This is a genomic window from Bradyrhizobium sp. KZN70725 (assembly GCF_055264925.1).
Genome location: NZ_JBUYWT010000067.1, coordinates 21,036 through 37,279 on the forward strand (window position 1 = coordinate 21,036; position 16,244 = coordinate 37,279).

Here is a 16,244-nt window from a genome sequence, read left to right on the forward strand (position 1 = left end):
GAATGGGGATGCGTGGCTCCGGCGCCGCTGTGCAGTGAACCATGTTGATTTCCGTCCGCATCTCGTCGGCCAAAACTCGGCCGGCCATTGAGCTCACCTGAACGCCGCCGCCGGCGTCCCGCAGCGGTCCACCAGCCGAAGACATGCCGCGATGTCGCGGCGCCGCGCCCGCCTGAGGTGGCGCGAAGTAAGATCATTTGCCGCCGAAAAGCTTAGGCCGGATCGGGGGTCCAAACTCGAACTTCGCCGGCTAATGCAACGTCTGCTGTCGATGATGCCGCTGCATATGCTCGTTCAATTCGGCGTTCAAACAGTTCAGAATGTGCTCCAACTGCTCATGGCGAGCAAGAGGACCTTGAGGGCGCTGCGCAGATCGCCATTATACGCAGCGACGACCTCGTCTATGCTCCAGCTCACCGAGCATGCTGTCTCGGCCCTTCGGGTCGCGATCACTCGCGAAGACATTAGGTTCTCCTCGCCGGGGGCACTCGCTGAAGAGGGCCGGCGGCCAGCCGCCGTCGCTATCGCTGCCGCGTTAGACGGGTGCCGCTCAAAGGCCGGTGCCGCCGGAGCACCACTCTCCCCGAGGCTTTGGAAATACTTCTATTCTCAAGCCCTGCGCGCCTTTAGTACTCTAAAGCACTGTATCGCCGCTGCCGCGGCAGCAGCTTAGGGGCGCGGCCCTTCCGGCGCGGCGCAGGCCTTCGGTTTTGGCTCCCCCACGCTCCGCGCGGTGACCTAAAAAAGTTGTTCCAACTTCCTTCAGCCCTTGCGCCTTGCACACCTCGCTACGCGCTGCGAGGCAGGGGTTATGGCGGCTTTTTGCCGCGCACAACTCAGTCTTAAGGAGAAAAACAACAGAACCAAGACCTCCGCCGCAGCCCGTCGTGATGGTGCCGCGGGGCAAACTGAAGAAGTCGCCCAAGAATGCTCGTAAGATGCCAAATTCGAAAGGCTGAAGTCGAAGCTCTCGCCGCCAGTATCGCATCCTCGGCATGCTGCAATTTCCTGTCGTCGAACCCGAACGCGGCCCCAAGGACAAACCGACCGGCCACTTTCTGGTCAATGCGGGTGAGGGACGCTGTCTTGCTCAGTTGCTTCGGGCCAAGCGCAAGGAGATCAAGAAGGACGAGCAAGCCGCATTTTTCGATCCCAACAGCGGATGCGTCTTTGCGACCATCTGGCACGACGGATAAGCACGCCTCGAGTACGGCAGCATTGATGGCGGCGATCGATGACATTTTGGAATGTTGCCGAACACTGACTTGCCAAGCACCACCCCGCACGGCCCGCAATCGAGAATAGCCGATACGCGATCGCGTATATCTGTGTTATATACGCATACGCGTATACAGCTATAATATACGGGTTCGCGTATATTGACAATCTATACGGATTCGCGTATATTGAACGCGGAGATTCACATGACGCAGCATATTGCTCGTACGGAAAAGCAACTCGGCGCTATTCTACGGCGGGCCCGCCGACAGGCCGGACTTACCCAGTCAGGCTTAGGAAAGCAGATCCATCTGCGTCAGGGCACCGTATCCCGACTGGAAGCGGGCGAGCCTGCCATTCAGCTCCACACCCTCATGGAGGCGTTGGCCGCGCTCAATCTTGAACTGGTGGTCCGTACCCGCAGCAAGGCCACCTCGACTGACATCGAGGACATTTTCTGATGGGCCGGCCTCCAGCAAACGCGCCCCTGAATGTGTTCGTCAACGCACGCCTGGCAGGCATGCTCCGGCGCGAGTCCAGCGGTGCGATCGACTTTCGTTACGCTCCGCAATGGCTCTCCTGGAAATCGACCTTCCCAATCTCGCTATCGCTGCCCTTGCGCGAAGACCGCTATATCGGCGCACCTGTAATCGCCGTGTTTGACAACCTGTTGCCCGATAGCGAACAGATACGCAAACGAGTCGCGGAGCGGGTGGGGGCAAAAGGTACCGACGCCTACAGCATGCTCTTTGCACTCGGGCATGATTGCGTTGGTGCGCTCCAGTTTCTTCCACAGCGTGTCGATCCTGGACCTGCCGGTACGATCGAAGGGAAGGCTGTCACCGACCGCGATGTCGCCGCCATCATCAAGAACCTTGCGAGCGCTCCACTTGGGATGGGGGAAGACGACGATTTCCGGATTTCCATCGCTGGTGCCCAGGAGAAGACCGCCCTGCTGCGGCGAGATGGCAAATGGTACAAGCCGACTGGTACCACGGCGACGACGCACATTCTCAAACCGCAAATCGGTCGTTTGCCGAACGGGATCGATCTCTCGAACAGCGTCGAGAACGAATATTTCTGCCTTAAGCTGCTGGCCGCGCTTGGCGTACCAACGGCGAACGTCGAGATCGCTGATTTTGGTGGTCGCCGCACGTTGATTGTCGAGCGCTTCGATAGGCGCTGGACCAATGATAAAAGGTTGCTGCGCCTTCCTCAGGAAGATTGCTGCCAGGCTCTATCCGTACCCACCACCCGGAAATATCAATCGGATGGCGGCCCCGGCATGAAAGACATCCTGCAACTGCTCAAGGGTAGCGATGAACCGACCGAAGACATCGCGACATTTTTGCGGGCCAGCATCGTGTTCTGGCTCATCGGCGCAACCGACGGACACGCTAAGAATTTTAGCCTATTCCTGAGCCCCGGCGGGCGCTTTCGGCTCACGCCGCTTTATGATGTCTTGAGCGCGCAACCAAGCCTCGACGCCGGACAAATTCAGCGCAAAGCTTTTAAACTTGCAATGTCGGTCGGCAAAAATCGCCACTATGGAATGACTGATATTTTGCCGCGTCATTTCCTACAGACCGCCGAAATCTCCGGCGTTGGGCCGGCCGTAGTCCACGCAATCTTTGAGGATCTCGTCGAAAACTTCGAGGCAGCCTTTGCGAAAGTGATAAAGGACCTCCCCAAGGGCTTTCCCAAAGAATTGGCAGACTCGATAAGAGTCGCCGCTATTCGCCGCATCGGTCTTATAAACGACCGTTGACACTTTCAGCCTAAGGGGCTGCGTGCGAGCGGGCCAGCGCTGGCGGCACCAACACCGGCACCAGCAGGATGAGGATCGTCGGCGTCGGTATCAATGTCGACAGCGCGATCATCGCGCCCATGATCGCCGTCGGCGGCGCCGGCGCCAGAATTGCCGGAACGCGATGATCGGCGCGCCGATGATGATCATGGTCACCAGCAACGCCAGCCCCGCGCGCTCCAGGGTGTTCCCGCTATGATGGCCCGATCGCTCCAGAGGAGCTCGATTCGGGCCGCACTTGAGATATTCAACGAACGGGCTGAGTCTCGCTATTACGGGCTCGGTTTCCGAACATCCAGGCCGACTTGCAAGCTGAAATCGGCGACATCTCCGATCACATCGCAGACCAGCTTAAGGCCGCGAACAGGCTGAGAGCAAACGGCGCAAGCGTTGAATAGGTAGCTGCGATGCAGCAGGCTATACTTCCTCAATCGGTAAACATCGCCGAGCTTGACGTTAAGTTCCTCGAACGTTCGTCGCTGTTTGTCCGTCAATTCCATGTCCACAACCACCGATGTCCAACCTTCGGGGGGCAGCGGTGAGCACTAATCTCGAAGCCTGGCTCGGTTTGGCGAATGCGATCCAGATTCGCCGCTCTGGCCCGTCCGCCGAGACATTGTCTGCCGTCACGGCGACAACAGTAAAGGAGTTGCCAAAGGACTCTGCCATGCTCGTACAAGACAATGGCGGACGGCTTTGTTCTATTGGAAGCGCCGGCGAGCCGAGCAGGATGCCCCGATCGGCGTGGTCACAAATCAGCGCCGAAGGTTGCGAGCGGCAGCATGAGGCTGGCAACGGGTCGCTTGCCGGGAAGAATGCATGACCGATCTGGATGGCGAAACAGCTATAGGTTCCGAAGTCGTATAACTCGAGAATATTGCCGATGGTTGCTCCCCACACAGCGCGGCCGGTCAAGCGTTCGTCTGCCGGAAAGAGGACGGGCTCCGGCTTCTTCCCAGTAAACTGCCTAGCCATCCTCGATCCGTCTGGAGCTCGATCGCCGGCCGAGCATTTCGACCAGTCAGGTCGCGCACGCTGCATTTCAGTTGCCCTACACGTCGTCTAGCTTGAGGTGGCCGGGCTTACGTCCCGGTGCTCTACATCTGCCTGACGCATGCCAGGGCGAAGCTCGCGACGATGAGTGCAACAAAAATGCCTGCCTCTTACGCCCCATTCAAACCTTGAACCGATCACGGCGATCGCCAGCAAAGATGAACAGGGCGCGCTGCAATTGTCGGGCGTGGCAGTCCTTTTGCTCCTGTGCAATGGCGAGTTTGCGACAACATTGGCGGGCGACGCACAGGCATCGCCCGTTTTCACGCGAAGGGCCGCCGCGCGGCGTTGCTGCGTTCATCTGTTTGCGCACGGCGAAGGCATCAGGCGATTTGGCCCGGCTTTTGCTCCGCTGCTTGTTAGTTGCGTGCAGTCGCCTGCTTTTGTCGGGATTGGCGCTGCAGAATGCAGGATCTGTCTGCGATCAAAAGACAATAGGAGCTCGCATTGTTAACGGGGCCCATGAAAACGCTCGACATCGGCCACGGCCGCGAAGCATCGGGCGGTCATCTTCGCTCGGGCGAGCCGCGGCTCGGCGGATCGCAAATGGCAAGCGTGAAGTGCCAGAGCTTGAGCTTGAGGAAGTTGAAATCAAAGTCACCAGCAATGAGGGACATATTTGTGAGTTGACTTGACTTCATCAAGGCTGGCTTCCCTGCAGAGAGCTAGCCTTCCTTTTGAATTGAAGTTCTGCCTTCAGACTCGGGCTACGAAGGCGCAAGGCCGATGTCCGATCAATGACGGCTGCGCTTCGCTGGCGCATCTGCGTGCACGCGCGCTCCAAGTTGGACGGCGAAGCACGCCGGCAATCAAGACCTCGAACAGAATCTGTAAATGAAGACGAAGACAATTACGACCATCGTGCTTGCGGCTAGTGCCTTGCTGGATTCTCCCAGTAGAGCGGTTGAAACTTACGATGTTAGGGATTCGAACGGCGTGTCCTTTATCCGAGCACGGATATTCGGTCCCGGAGATGGCCCTTTCTGTTGTGGCGGAGGTAGCGAGCCGGCGTATTCAGCTCGGGATCTAGCGCAATGGGAAACGGACCATTCGCTCGCAGCGATCCGCTATTGGGCCGAAATCATAAGGGTCAAACCCGGGCAGTCGCCGGCCGTCGTCAACATCGGCGGAATTCAGGGCAACACGGCATGGGCCTCAGTCCAGAGCTCGCCTGATGGCGAGAACAAGGTGCAGGCGGCAGTCACCGGTCAGAATCCGGGCGAGTTGAACCATGGCGCACATGGTATGATTGCGATCGGCGAAATGGGATTTTCATCCGAAGCATACATTCCTTCGCAATTGCCAATGACGCCGAAGATCGGCCTGGCACCTGTTATGATTCATGAGTTCGCTCATCAGCTGGGAATGACCGGTACCATTGATGGCTATGATGGTTGGCGCACCGAGCCGATATCACCGTACTTCCCTATGGCGATAAATGCCTGGACTAACCATTTGTATGACGACAACGGCAAACAAGCCAGGCCGGGGCAGGTGATCTATTGCTCGTTGTGCGTGAACCCGCCAGCTGGGGACGTTTTCGACCTGCGCCACGATCGGGGCTATTTTGCCGGGAAGCATGTGAGTGAAGTGCTGGCCGGTGCCATGCCAGGTATTCCGGTTCGAGTGATGACTGAGGACGGCCGGCTGGATGTCCCCTTTGTCTCGCATAGCGAGCTTAAGAACAGCCTGTTGAGCCACCAGCAATACCGGAACTACACCGCCCCGATGGAGGCGGAGATCGCCGCCTTCCAGGACATCGGCCAAAGCATTGATCGGCGTGGTCTATTTGGTTACTCCATCTATGGCACCGGTCGCGATCTGATAAACGACAATCCGTTCTTCGCTCGGAATGCTGAGGGTACCGCCTATCTGCCAAATACGTACAATACGGCTACTCTCGGACTGGGACTGCACGTCTATGGCAGCGGCAACACTGTGGTCCAGCGCGCCGACCTGCTTTCGAAAGGAGCAGGGGGCTCCGGCATCCGCGTCGACGGCGAAAACAATCAGATCGCTATTCCGCCCGGGACCCGTGTGTACGCCGACGGCGCGTATGGGCGCGGTGTTATGTTCGCCTATGGCAAGGATCACACACTGACTCAGCGTGGCGATGTGCAGGCTCTCGGTGAGCATGGCATCGCGGCAAGTTTCGACTTTGGCAACAATGCGATGGGCAACTACTATGAATATCGTGGCTCGTATATTCGCACGATTGGCGATAACCAAGCCCCGATGCTGAGCGAAATCGCAGGTCCGCTCGTCAGCAAGTTCGATCTGACCGGGCGCCTGGCCGGCAATCATGCAGCGATGTACATGTCGAAAAACGGTTACGTCGGCGAGATCAATGTGATGCGTGGCTCTGCATTGTCGGGGGACATCTTGTCTGACTACAACCAGCTTGACGAGAACGGTGCTCCGCGTCTGACCAAATTAACGTTCGGGTTGAAGCCTGATGCGAACGGTCACTCAACGCAGGAGCCAGACGCAAATTTTGTAACCCGCTACGACGGTAATATCGTCGGACGTAACAATCTTTCGCTGCAGTTCGCCGGTGGCGCCACGACATTGGCTGGCAATCACGAGGTGTACGACGCAAGTGTCGCGCAAGGTGCAACCCTATCAGGCAACGGCAGTTATCTGCTCAATGCCAGTGGTCGCTTCACCAATAGCGGTGCTGTCGCGCCCCTCATCAACGGTCTGGACAACAGCATCAAGGTGAATGGCGACTATCTGCAAACCTCGACCGGTCGCTTGCAGGTCGCCGTAAACGATACTGGCGCGTTCAGCCGCCTCATCGTGAACGGCAATGCAACGCTCGACGGTACACTCACGATCACCCCGCAGCGTGGCTGGTATGGTAGCGGCTTTAACGTCTCCTCCGATCAGTGGCTGAATGCAACAAATCTCACAGGCTCGTTCGCGAACGTGACGACAGCCCTGCAATCGCCAACCTTGCTGGCGAGTGCAACGGCTCAAGGCGACAACACCTACGCCTTGACGCTCTCCCGCCCATCCGATGCCTATTCGCGTTATGGAGCCGACGCCAACAGCCGCCAGGTGGGCGCGGCGCTCGATCGAGTAGCTGGCAACGCGGCTATAGGGCTGCACCCGCTCGTCGCGGCGTTCGACTTTTCCGCGCCGGACGGCACGGCGGTGACATCTGGGCTGCGTCAACTTTCTCCGTCCATCTATGCGTCGGAGCAGGGCAGACGTGTCAATGACAGCTACTATGCGCGTTCGGCAGTCTACAACCGTCTCGAACAGGCGTTTGGCGGCGCGCCAACCTCAGCGATGGCGGTGATGGGTTATGGTCCTGAGCCGAGGCGAGACGGCAGTTCTGCCTCTGCCACCGGCCTGGTCGGCCCGGTTTCTTCTGGCCTGCCCTCTTATGACCTGCAGGGGTATGCAGCCTGGGCTTCTGCCTTTGGCGGATGGACGACCCAATCGGGTGATAGCAATGGTGCGAGCACCAGATCCACCATCAGCGGCCTCATGACCGGGATCGACACGCCGGTATTTGATGACTGGCGCGTCGGTGTCCTTGCGGGCTATAGCCGTTCCACTTTCAAGGTTGGCGCTGCTTCCTCGTCAGGCCGCAGCGACAATTACACGTTCGGGACCTATGCCGGCACCGAGTGGACCGTGCCGGAAGGGGCCATCGCCTTCCGCTCAGGCCTTGCCTATACATGGCACGATCTTGAGATGAGCCGCAACGTTCGGTTCCCGGGCTTCAACGACAACTTGATCTCGGATTACGATGCAGGCACGTTCCAGATTTTTGGAGAACTCGGGTACAAAGTCGCTCTCGGCAAGTCTTCCGTCATCGAGCCCTATGCCAATCTCGCCCATCTTCGAGTCGCGACCGATGGGATTTTCGAAAGGGGGTTGAACGGGGCGGCGCTTAATGTTCGCGCTGGCACGATGGATACGACGCTCTCCACGCTCGGCGTCTACGCGACCACCCGTTTTCAACTTGGCCAGATCGCCACGACTGCGCGAGCCGATATTGGCTGGCGTCATGCCATAGGCGACCTCATTCCGCTGTCGACCGCGAGCTTTGTTGCTGGTTCCAGCGCTTTTGCAGCTTCAGGCGTATCGATTGGCAAGGATCTCGCACTCGTCGAATCCGGCCTGGATTTCCGCCTTTCGAACAACAGCACCCTTGGCATCGCCTACCAGGGTCAGTTCGGTTCAGGCATCACCCAGAACGGACTGAATGCCACCTTCAATGTGAAGTTCTGATGCAATGCATTTCGCCCGCGTGCTACACAGCAATGAGATCTCGTTATTTCAATCCAGGTTTCCTCGACGAGAGGCTGGCGCTTACGATCGAGGCTAGCCTGCTTGAACGCCGGTGCTGACTTCCGCGCGGGATGTCGGAGCGAACTCTCTCGAGGGCAAGCAGCATTTGCATCAACGCTGACGATCTTCCGACATCGTCTAGAGCGCCTCAAGCGTCGGGTGGGATCGAGCGGCCGTCCGACTCCGGCTCGCATGATCACCGAGCGTGAGCCGGAGATCCAGCTGAATTCCAAAGGAACATTGGGGGCCCAAGGACCGAGCGCCTGCGGGAAGGAAGCCTCGACGCAACGGGTCGCGAACGGCGCGACAAGTCAATGGCTTCGGGCAGGCAGCGCTGGACAAAGCCATGCGCGAATGCGCGCAACGGATTCGGCCATCCTGGCGAGGCCGAGGCTCTGGAGAAACGCTCGCGCGCTGCGGACGAGCTCTGGAAAAGCAGCGGCAGTGGCTGGAGCCCCTTTGCGGCGTGCCCTGGGAATAGGCCGGCGGGACCATGCGAACCATCGTCCAATACGGCGTTGAGATAACCTCGTCTTAAGGCGGCTTAAACTTCGAAGTCAACCATCGGGCCGTGACCTTGAAGTGACTCTTTTCCCAGTGTTCACGCGAAGTGAGGTGTCACTCGACGCGGTCGGCCGCTTCAGTAGTCTTAGGGTGGCTATGCACTGTGCTTCCGAGCCGGTTTAGTCCTGCGACCTTGCACAAAAACGCTGCTGGTTCGTCGAGCAGCTCGCACGTTAAATCGCTTACATCAAGTGTCGAAAGAGGCTGAGTGTAGGGGACGCAGCGCGATGTGAGGTCGTCAGACATAATAGATTGTACTGCGCATCTGCGGCGTGCCGCTTCGTCGCCTCTGCCGTAGAACGTTGGTGTGGTTCTTGCTCATGCACAACCCGCTCAGTCGAAATACTCCGTTGTGACGATGCGAATTCTTAATACAAAACAAGGGCTAGCTTTGATGTCGAATGTGCGATTCAGTAGATTGCTATGGTGTTCTTTTGGAGCTGCAATCACGCTCTGTTCGCCGCGGCCCGCGCTCGCTGCCGACGTACCTCGCTCGCCGGAAACAGAGATCACTAACAGGTTCGTTGTGACTTCCACCGTGAATGATTTTCGGCTTGTTGAGTGGAACGACATTTGTGCCGATCCCGCCCAGTTCATTGGGCAGCCTATCGAGCTTCGAAAGATGAGATGCGTCTACGGCATGGATGGCTTCCGCTGCGTTGCATTTCCACGCAAGATTACAGCCTCTGCAAAAACAGTTACGGTTTTTGCAAAGTCTGTCATTCCGGCGGGCGAACGGGCGGTCTTGAAAAACAACTGCACGACGCTTCAGGCGATGCTGCAGTCGGCTGCCTGCCGAAAGAACATTCGGATCATTCCAGTTCAGTTTAGTGAATGGTTTGGCGGCGAGGTTGCAAAAAGCGTCGAGCTGAACACCGATAAAATACAAATACTACCCGGGTCGCAACTGAAGCGTTATGCCGGCAACTGCAGCGCGAGGCGCTGGTGGAAACCGAAGTCAAGGCGCTAGTCTGGCAACGGGCGCAGACACTCGCCACGTTCGGAAGGCTTCACGTTCATGGAATGGTCTCCACAGCGTCTTTGGCCAAGCCGCGGCCTGGGGTTAACGGAAAAAGACGCGCGGGTGTGTGGAGGCACCACCCGCGCCGAGTTTTTCTACGCCAAGCTTGACCTGTCTGGAGACGCGTGAAGATAAACAGCCAAGCCGATGAGCCTCTCAGCAGCTCGCATGCCAAACGTCACTATGCAGGAATAAAGACAAAAAGCGCGGAGCCTGCCTTCTATCCAAGGCAGCTCCTACCCGAGCGCTTGGTGACTGGCGCGACTCCTGTCAAACTACGCAAGGCGGCATAGTCACGTTGCTGCAGGGCATCGAAGGCTTCTGTGAGCAGCGCGGCGAGGACGATCCGTTTCACTCCCGGCAAGGATGCGACGATCTCCTCGTCATGCTGCTTCCTCTGCCTCGGCTCGGCCTTTCGGTCGGAATGAGGCGGGGGGAGCGCCGAGTTTGCACTCAAAGCTCCACATCAACACCTCGCCGATGCCAATAAAGTGCGGTGGCTGCAATGGCGGACCTGTCGCTCACGGGGCGATCGGCGATCGACCGCCGATTTTGCTGCAAAACCAGTCGGCGCAACCGCCCGCCAACGTGACCAAGGCGCAAAACTCTAGTTCTCGGTGGTCCAAACTTCAGTCTCACTGCAAGCCACTTGGCGTACCTAACCGCTGCTGGATGAAACTTCAGTGGCAGGTCACTTGGTGAAGCAAGCATTTGCTTCTCGCAGAAAGCAAGCATGTCCATTTCCTTCCTTCGGCTTTGTCAGCTTGTGGGAAAGCCTCGTCACCTTCGTGGTCGGCGGCTTGTCGGCTCTTGGCTTCGGCCGTGTTTGGCTCAGATAGCGTGCCGCTCTCCTCCAACAGAGCACGCCGTCGCTCCATCTTCGCGCGCGTGAAGTTCCTGTCCGGGTTGTTCGCGGCCTTGAACTTGCTACCGTCGATGGCGACGGCTGGCCGCCGCCAGATGGCCCGTTTCTTGGCAGAGTTCGACGAAGCTCGCACACACCTTGCGCAGCGCCAGGCCGTCGTCCTTGCGGAAGTCCGCAATCGTCTGTGATCGGGAGCGAGCCGAACCAGCAGCCACATCACGTCGACATTGCCCGGCCTCTCGTTCCAGCCGCCGGCCCGACTGCATCCGGGTTTAGATAGCCGTAAATGTAAAGCCTGAGGAGCGCCGAGGGATGGTACGATGGCCAACCGCCGCCGGCTCCGCAACCTCAAAGCCTATCTCAGCCGAGCGCATCGACAAATACGTCGATCACGCGAACCGGGCTGCTCTTGTCAACCAAGTCGTCGAGGCAGTTGGGGCAGCAGCGTCCGCTCCCGCGGTCTGCTTTGCATGAACGCCGCACCAATTCCCTTAAAGACTCACGGGGGGAATCGTAACAGCAGCCCAGTGTTTTCGCTGCCAGGACGCGTTGCGGACATTAGCGAGTAAAAAAGCGAGTCAGTAACGAAGCCTTAGGTTGGCACAACAGATGTAGTGAACTCCGCGTAGAGGGGACCAACGTCATCGAAAGCGCGTTCGTGCGCGGCCGAGGGACGTCGAACAAGACCGCGCTCACGATGATCTTCAACTCGGGTCGTCTCGATGGGGACAAGAGCTGCCGAAACTCTCCCCGGTGTAAATTTGCCGACGGAATCAACGTCGCCAGACCGCAAACTCAATCCAACGCCACCTGGCGCCTTCCGGCTCCAGGATTCGGCGCTAGCTCTTTAACCCACGATAAGTCGCACCTTGGATCGAAAGACAGGTAATCGCAGGTCAGTTCTTCACCGGGTTGTACGTCACGGGCTGTGAAAATTCGGCAATGATCGCCTTGATATGTGTTTGGCTGACTGCTGTGATTCATGAAACGGGCATTGTCAGCATTGTACTCTACAACACCATCATCAACATCGCGATCTCTTGGATAGGCATGCTTGTCAAGTAAAGCTTGAAATGTTGGAGGGAGGGCTTCGTACTGTTCAGGCGTCACGGCAATGTCAACGATTGGATTATGAATCCAAACTAATGTGCCTTTAGGTAAAAGAGTAGCAGAGAAAAGTCCGATGCCGCCAAAGCGGTCTGGCTTCAAAATGGTTTCAACAATCAACACTGAAATATCCCCAAAAGCGACTAACACCCAGCAAGCTAACTGACCTAAGTCCCGCAAATCATCTGCAAGAATCGGTAGGGTCGTCTAATCGCGCATCCACCACGATTTCGATTTTTCTTCGATCTCTGCATTGTTTTCGGTGCTGCTGCTGCTGTCGGATCAGGATCTCAGCGAACCGAGCGAGCGTCGGTGGCGTAGTCGGGAGGATCTATGCACTGCTCTCAGAGGTTTCAGCGAGTATCTGCCTCAAAGAAATAGGAAGGGCATTGCTGGCCGGCTTTCCGCGGAGGCGCTGGATGCTGATGTCAAGAACTATAACCAGGACACTGGCGTTGGCGGCAACGTCGGCGCAGCACGGGCTCAGCTGCGGAAGTCGTCGGTCGGCGCTAAAGCGATGGCGATCGCGCTCGGTATTCCGGCCATTGCCGATCCCGAAGATACGCCACCGATAGACTAGAGGCGGATCGACAACGCCGCAGCAGGGCGTTGGCCAGAAGAGTTGCGGAAGGCCACAACCAAGATGTGCATCTGGGGTTGCTGCACCATCAGACCCGTCGTCATCAGTTGGCACCAGTGCAATCGACCGGGGTTTCAATGGGAGGCAGGAAGCAGCCTCTTTACTCCGAGGATGCTTCCTTTATTTCGGGGCTTGAGGAAGGCCTTACGAAGGGCAATGCCGCCAAACGTTCCGTCAAGAACACCGTAGGTTTTTTCTTCGCAGCTTTGACGGCCGGCTCTTCAATAACAAGAGGCGATGGCCGTTCGGCTGAACGAGGAGACGCTGAGCGATGACGCGCGCAAGTTCATCGGGACGGGTAGCGCTCATCTACACCGCCCACAAAGGTCGCCAATTGGACGGGCTGCTAGCGTCGGGAGTGTCTGTCGGCGTCTCCATTCGTGGGGTGATGGATGAGCCGAACGTCATTGGGCCCTCCCGGGCCCAAGAGGGCGGTGTAGCGCTCGCCACGAATGTCGTACTGTTTTGACGGCTGCGCCGCGTCCGGCAAGAGGCCCCAGCGGCCGAGCTTCGAGAGCATCGTGTCCGGGGCGGGTTGGGTGCCGTGCGAAAAGCCCTCGGGAGCGGCCCATGATGCAGCATAAATCTCGCGGACCGCAGGGGACGTCGTCTCAGCCCTGGAGGACGCCGGAGCGGCATTTTCCGTCGACCGTCCAAGCTGCGCTTGCGAGGCCCGATTCGCCGGTTGCGCACTGGGGTTCGGAAGGCCTTCCGGTCGAAAGCCGGGACGCATGGCAGCGCCTGGCGGATTGAGTGGGCTGCTTCGCCTCATCGTCGCCGCGGGCACGAACAGCGCGGTGTAGCGGTCAGTGTGAACCACGAAACTGTTAGGTCGGCTGTCCTGGCTCGGCGGGATGCTGCTACCGTCAAGCGCAGCCGACGCGTGCTGGTCGCCCTGCCGGAAGTTGAAGGGACGAACGACCGCTCCTAAATCCAGGGTCTGCTGATGGCGCGCGGTTGGCTCGAGAGACGATGATGGGCCGGCGTCTTCCGCCATCGCCCACAGCTGATCCTGATCGTAACCTTCCTCAGGAAGGACCAATGGCGAACCGACCGCTGGCCCGAAAGGCGACGGTGCTCCGGCGCTTTCCATCAGCACACGAGCCATTGAATTGCCCGGCTCGCTCAGCTGGCGCTCAATAGCATCCAGTTCCGCATGGCTTAGCGTCCTCTGCCTCTTCGCAGGACTCAACTGCCCGCTGAAATCCTCACCCATGAGGGCCGCGTGACTTGAAAGGGAGGCGCTCCCCGTCCGTTCATTCGCAGCCGGCTGGTAACCGTCGCTCCAGTTGAAGTGACGAACGGCTTCTCCGGGATCCGATGCCTGGTGATCGCGCGCGGTTGGGTTGAGAGACGGTGCTGGGATTGCTTCGCCCATCATCCCTCGCAGCGGATCCTGATCGTGATGTTCCGCAGTCAGCTCCTTCGGCCAACTTAAAGCTTCTCGCGGCGCGCTGTGCTGCGCGGCGGCGCCCCCGAGGCGTCTGGCAACTGCGTCTTCGGGATGAGGACCTTGGGCCCTATGGTGCACAAGTTCCAACGCCTCGGTGAGTCTACGGTCTTCGTCGAACAAACGAGGATAGTAGTGATCTGGTGAAACAGGAACCCTTGCGACGGCACGGGTATCAAGCTGCGGCACTTCATCCAAGTACGGCTCAAACTCCGCTTGCTGCTGCTGCGGTTGTGGCTCCGCGGCGTTGTGAGCAGCGCGATCTTGGTTGAATGGGTTGATGCTGTTGAATGGGTCCATGTCACCTCCCGTTTGAGTCGGTCGCAATCCCGAGCAGATAGTGTCGCTCTTTGTTCTCGCTCTATTAGGTTCAGCTGTCGACAAGCTGACGCACTTAGAGACTTGAGAGAGAGCCAAATTGGCCAGCCCGCTGCCACACTCACCAGAGGGACGCGCCAAGGATGCCGGATTGCATTTTTCGGGAACACTGGCTGGGCTGAGTCGGGGCCGGCACGAACAGATTCTATTTTGAGTAGCATCATGGGACCTACAAAATCGTCCCAAATGAAGTGTGTACTGAGCTGGGATGTGCTCTGACGATGCCGACCGGATGGTGCCCAAACTGAGGCGGACCTCTTCGTTGAAGGCATGCTTTGCCGAGAAGGCCTGGACTCTGGCCGCAAAGGATGAATCGGATCCAGCAATCTTGGCACGTGTCGCGGTGCGGACAGTGCAGGAATTTCTGCGTGCGACTGATGTGAAGGTGGACGTGATGTGCGACATGTTGCGTGTCGCCAGGAGCGGGCTTGAATTATTGCACTCGCAAGGCGTCATCCATCGAACGGACGAGTACCTGAAAATCGAGCAAAAGCGCTTTCCGGTCTTCAAGGCCATCAGGGCGGTGCATGAGCGACTAGACCGTGACGAAGATTCGAAATTGATCAAATCGGCGTCTGAGGTTACCTAACAGGGGACAGCCAGATCGGTTCAGGAGCGATGCTGTAACTGCAAGCGGTCTCGCGGACGCTGCTGGGTACCGTTGAGCAGACCTGACCAGCGGCAGCATCTCGGGCGCGCGAGCGCTCGACAGCACCAAGCGAACAGTTTAGTGATGCCGATCACGACTAGGCAAACCGCTGCAATTGGTTGCCCGGCGGCTCGAGGTGGACGGGCTTTGGCTGTGCTGCTTCCGTGTTAGCCCATTTCAGTAGCGTCAGTTCGGCTGAGAAGCCTGGCCCGAAGGCGCCTAAGATACCGTATGATCCAGCCGCTTGCTCCTCATGCGCTAGCACGTGTTCCAGCACGAATAGCACAGTTGCGCTCGACATATTTCCATGAAGTCGAAGTGTCTCATAGCTGGAAAAAAAGCTCTCAGAGGACCTGCCAAGGCCCCGCTCACAAACTTCCAATACTTTTCTCCCGCCAGGATGAAAGATAAAGCTCCTTACTTGGCCAGGAAGGACGCCAGCCTCCGCGAGCAACGAGCTCATTGCACGTGGCATCAATTCGCTAATCATCGACGGAATGCGCTCGGAGACCACGACTTCAAATCCGGAGTCGCCAAAATGCCAGCCCATTAGGGAAGTCGAGTCCGGGTGAAGCAAACTCGTACTTCTCACGATATCCAGCTTGCCAGTACCGCTTTCAGGTGGCCCGATTAATAAGGCGGCAGCGCCATCTCCAAAGAGGCTTGAGGCGACAACGTTCTTTGGCGTGAGATCATTCGGTTGGAATGTAAGGGAAGTCAGCTCCACAGCAACGAGGAGAATACGTTCGTTGGTTGCTCGGCAAAGGGCTCCTGCTAAACTAACTCCTGATGCTCCCCCAGCGCATCCGAGGCCAAAAATCGGCGTCCGTCCCACGTCTGGTCGCAACCCGACTTTGAAGATCAGGTCCACGTCGAGACTGGGGGTCGCTATCCCTGTCGTCGAGACGAACAAAACCCGATCGACTTGCTCGGGCTTAACCCCAGCCCGGTCGAGACAGAGCACGGTCGCTTTGCACGCGAGCTCCTTCGCCCAATCCAAATATACCTGGTTGGTCTCACTTATGCGATGCTCCCCGAGAAGCCATTCGGGCGTAACACAAAAGAACCGCTGATCGACTAGAGCCTGTCCTCAGTTGAGCAAGATGAAAGCTGAGGCCAAGTGGATGCCGGCGAGAAAGTTTCTGGCGAGTTTGTCGTAGCGGGTCGCGATAGCGCGAAAGTGCTTG

13 protein-coding genes and 2 pseudogenes are annotated in these 16,244 nt (G+C 58.1%); 7 read left to right on the forward strand and 8 right to left on the reverse strand.

The genetic code is table 11. From position 1 onward, the window contains the following. Positions 1-995: 995 nt before the first annotated feature. The 3 genes from ACZBJS_RS36630 to ACZBJS_RS36640 all read left to right on the forward strand — a co-directional run bounded on the left by ACZBJS_RS36630 (position 996) and on the right by ACZBJS_RS36640 (position 2,986). A complete protein-coding gene (locus tag ACZBJS_RS36630) occupies positions 996-1,196 on the forward strand; it encodes a ParB N-terminal domain-containing protein (RefSeq protein ID WP_253624669.1) in 201 nt (66 codons plus the stop codon). A 228-nt stretch (positions 1,197-1,424) separates the two neighbouring features. Further along, entirely contained in the window at positions 1,425-1,679 is a 255-nt protein-coding gene (locus tag ACZBJS_RS36635; protein ID WP_050399954.1) for a helix-turn-helix domain-containing protein, read from the forward strand. Further along, a complete protein-coding gene (locus ACZBJS_RS36640; protein WP_463439931.1) occupies positions 1,679-2,986 on the forward strand; it encodes a type II toxin-antitoxin system HipA family toxin in 1,308 nt (435 codons plus the stop codon). The genes ACZBJS_RS36635 and ACZBJS_RS36640 overlap by 1 nt, the downstream gene beginning before the upstream one ends. 311 nt (positions 2,987-3,297) lie before the next feature. Here the strand turns inward: ACZBJS_RS36640 and ACZBJS_RS36645 are convergent, their stop codons facing one another. The 3 genes and pseudogenes from ACZBJS_RS36645 to ACZBJS_RS36655 all read right to left on the reverse strand — a co-directional run bounded on the left by ACZBJS_RS36645 (position 3,298) and on the right by ACZBJS_RS36655 (position 4,391). Next, positions 3,298-3,525, reverse strand: coding sequence for a hypothetical protein (locus tag ACZBJS_RS36645; RefSeq protein ID WP_463439932.1), 228 nt, complete (start codon positions 3,523-3,525; stop codon positions 3,298-3,300). A 231-nt stretch (positions 3,526-3,756) separates the two neighbouring features. Next, positions 3,757-4,000: pseudogene (locus tag ACZBJS_RS36650) on the reverse strand (MFS transporter); the annotation flags it as partial. A 199-nt stretch (positions 4,001-4,199) separates the two neighbouring features. Continuing rightward, positions 4,200-4,391 (reverse strand): hypothetical protein, encoded by a 192-nt coding sequence (locus ACZBJS_RS36655; RefSeq protein ID WP_463439933.1) that lies wholly within the window; start codon positions 4,389-4,391, stop codon positions 4,200-4,202. Between the two features lie 521 nt (positions 4,392-4,912). Here ACZBJS_RS36655 and ACZBJS_RS36660 point away from each other — a divergent pair. Both ACZBJS_RS36660 and ACZBJS_RS36665 read left to right on the forward strand, forming a co-directional pair. Further along, entirely contained in the window at positions 4,913-8,323 is a 3,411-nt protein-coding gene (locus ACZBJS_RS36660; RefSeq protein WP_463439934.1) for an autotransporter family protein, read from the forward strand. Positions 8,324-9,485: 1,162 nt separating this feature from the next. Beyond that, on the forward strand, positions 9,486-9,917 hold the full coding sequence (locus ACZBJS_RS36665) for a hypothetical protein (protein WP_463439935.1): 432 nt from the start codon (positions 9,486-9,488) through the stop codon (positions 9,915-9,917). 271 nt (positions 9,918-10,188) lie between these two features. Here ACZBJS_RS36665 and ACZBJS_RS36670 read toward each other — a convergent pair whose 3' ends face one another. Beyond that, the gene (locus tag ACZBJS_RS36670; protein ID WP_229194662.1) at positions 10,189-10,323 is read right to left on the reverse strand and encodes a transposase; all 135 of its coding nucleotides are present in this window, start codon (positions 10,321-10,323) and stop codon (positions 10,189-10,191) included. A 1,305-nt stretch (positions 10,324-11,628) separates the two neighbouring features. Next, positions 11,629-12,063, reverse strand: coding sequence for an SET domain-containing protein (locus ACZBJS_RS36675; RefSeq protein ID WP_463439936.1), 435 nt, complete (start codon positions 12,061-12,063; stop codon positions 11,629-11,631). Positions 12,064-12,193: 130 nt separating this feature from the next. Here ACZBJS_RS36675 and ACZBJS_RS36680 point away from each other — a divergent pair, with 130 nt between their 5' ends. Next, entirely contained in the window at positions 12,194-12,520 is a 327-nt protein-coding gene (locus tag ACZBJS_RS36680) for a hypothetical protein (RefSeq protein ID WP_463439937.1), read from the forward strand. A gap of 406 nt (positions 12,521-12,926) precedes the next feature. On the opposite strand, the gene ACZBJS_RS36685 is transcribed toward ACZBJS_RS36680, so the two are convergent. Continuing rightward, entirely contained in the window at positions 12,927-14,330 is a 1,404-nt protein-coding gene (locus ACZBJS_RS36685; RefSeq protein WP_463439938.1) for a hypothetical protein, read from the reverse strand. A gap of 310 nt (positions 14,331-14,640) precedes the next feature. On the opposite strand from ACZBJS_RS36685, the gene ACZBJS_RS36690 reads away from it, so the two are divergent. After that, the gene (locus ACZBJS_RS36690) at positions 14,641-14,997 is read left to right on the forward strand and encodes a hypothetical protein (RefSeq protein ID WP_463439939.1); all 357 of its coding nucleotides are present in this window, start codon (positions 14,641-14,643) and stop codon (positions 14,995-14,997) included. 157 nt (positions 14,998-15,154) lie between these two features. On the opposite strand, the gene ACZBJS_RS36695 is transcribed toward ACZBJS_RS36690, so the two are convergent. Further along, positions 15,155-16,057 carry a type III polyketide synthase gene (locus ACZBJS_RS36695; RefSeq protein WP_463439940.1) on the reverse strand — a complete coding sequence of 301 codons (903 nt, stop codon included), beginning with the start codon at positions 16,055-16,057 and terminating at the stop codon, positions 15,155-15,157. A 90-nt stretch (positions 16,058-16,147) separates the two neighbouring features. Continuing rightward, positions 16,148-16,244 (reverse strand): annotated as a pseudogene (locus ACZBJS_RS36700) (IS5/IS1182 family transposase); the annotation flags it as partial.